General features: G+C 67.3%; 1 protein-coding gene. It reads right to left on the bottom strand.

The genetic code is table 11. The features are described from left to right. Nucleotides 1-1,885: type I polyketide synthase (locus LHJ74_RS34030; protein ID WP_260222230.1), on the bottom strand; the 1,885-nt coding region annotated here is incomplete at both ends.

The raw sequence follows: 1,885 nt of genomic DNA on the forward strand, positions 1-1,885 counted from the left end.
AACGCCTCAGCAAAAACCGGGAAAGACCCATACAACTCCCGGCCCATCCCCACCCACTGCGACCCCTGCCCCGGAAACATCACCACCGTCCGGGCACCACCACCAACCACACCCGACACCACACCCGAAACCACGTCACCACGCGACAGTGCATTTAGTCCGGTGAGCAAACCGTCGCGTTCGGTGGCCGATACCACTGCCCGGTGATCGAAGACAGCCCGTGTGGTGGCCAGCGAATAACCCACATCGCCGACGGCCAGTTCCGGGTGACTGGTCATGTGCTGGTGCAGCCGCTCCGCCTGCGCACGCACGCCTGCTTCAGACCGCGCGGAGAGCACCAGGGGCACCACCGGCACATCGACAGTCCCACCGTCGATCTCGTCTTCGGCGGGCGCGAGTTCCTTCGTGTCCGGTGCGGCTTGTTCGAGAATGACGTGGGCGTTGGTGCCGCTGATCCCAAATGAGGACACCGCGGCCCGGCGCGGCCGATCAGTCTCCGGCCACGGCTGGGCCTCGGTCAGCAGCGCAACCGATCCCGCCGACCAGTCCACCTGCGACGACGGCTCCTCGGCATGCAGCGTCCGGGGCAGCTCCCCGTGCCGCATCGCCATCACCATCTTGATCACACCAGCCACCCCGGCCGCAGCCTGGGTATGCGCGATGTTCGACTTCACCGAGCCCAGCCACAACGGACGCTCCTCCGACCGCCCCTGACCGTAGGTGGCCAGCAGTGCCTGCGCCTCGATCGGATCCCCCAACGAGGTCCCCGTGCCGTGTGCTTCGACGGCGTCGACGTCGGCCGTGCCCAGAGCCGCGTTCGCCAGCGCCTGCCGGATCACCCGCTGCTGCGACGGACCGTTCGGCGCCGTCAGCCCATTGCTCGCTCCGTCCTGGTTGACCGCGCTGCCACGGATCACCGCCAGCACCGGATGCCCGTTGCGCTCAGCATCCGACAACCGCTCCAGCAGCAGCAGACCCACACCCTCGCCCCAGCCGGTGCCATCCGCACCCGCCGCAAACGACTTGCACCGCCCGTCGACAGCCAGACCCCGCTGCCTGCTGAACTCCACAAACGCCTTCGGGTCGGACATCACCGTCACCCCACCGGCCAGAGCCAGCGAACACTCACCCGACCGCAGAGCCTGTGCCGCCAGGTGCATGGCCACCAACGACGACGAACACGCCGTGTCCACCGTCACCGCCGGCCCCTCCAGACCGAAGGTGTAGGAAATGCGGCCAGAGATGACGCTGCTCGCGTTGCCCGTGCCGAGGTAGCCCTCCAGGCCCTCCGGTGTCCGGGGCAGGCGGGAAACGTAGTCGTTGTACATGACACCGGTGAACACGCCGGTCGGCGTCCCCCGCAGCGACTGCGGATCGATACCCGCGTTTTCGAACGTCTCCCACGTGGCTTCCAGCAGCAGCCGCTGCTGCGGATCCATCGTCAGCGCCTCACGCGGGCTGATACCGAAGAAGCCGGGGTCGAAGTATTCCGCGTCGTGCACGAACCCGCCCTCGCGGGTATAGCTCGTGCCCACATGATCCGGGTCCGGGTCGTACAGAGCGTCGATGTCCCATCCCCGGCCGGTCGGGAATTCGGAGATCGCGTCCACACCGTCCGCGACCAGCCGCCACAGATCGTCCGGCGTCTCCACGCCGCCCGGATACCGGCAGCTCATGGCAACGAGCGCAATGGGATCCTCGGCCACCGACACCGCAACAGCCCGACTGGCCGTGACCTCGGCCTCCGTACCCGACAGTTCCCCTCGGATGTGCTCAGCCAGGGTCTCCGGAGTGGGATAGTCGAAGACCATCGTGGCCGGCAGACGCAGACCGGTGGCAGCGCCGAGACGATTACGCAACTCCACCGACGTCAAAGAATCGAACC

Origin of the sequence: Streptomyces gossypii (genome assembly GCF_025165795.1) — a bacterium.
Lineage (GTDB): Bacteria > Actinomycetota > Actinomycetes > Streptomycetales > Streptomycetaceae > Streptomyces > Streptomyces gossypii.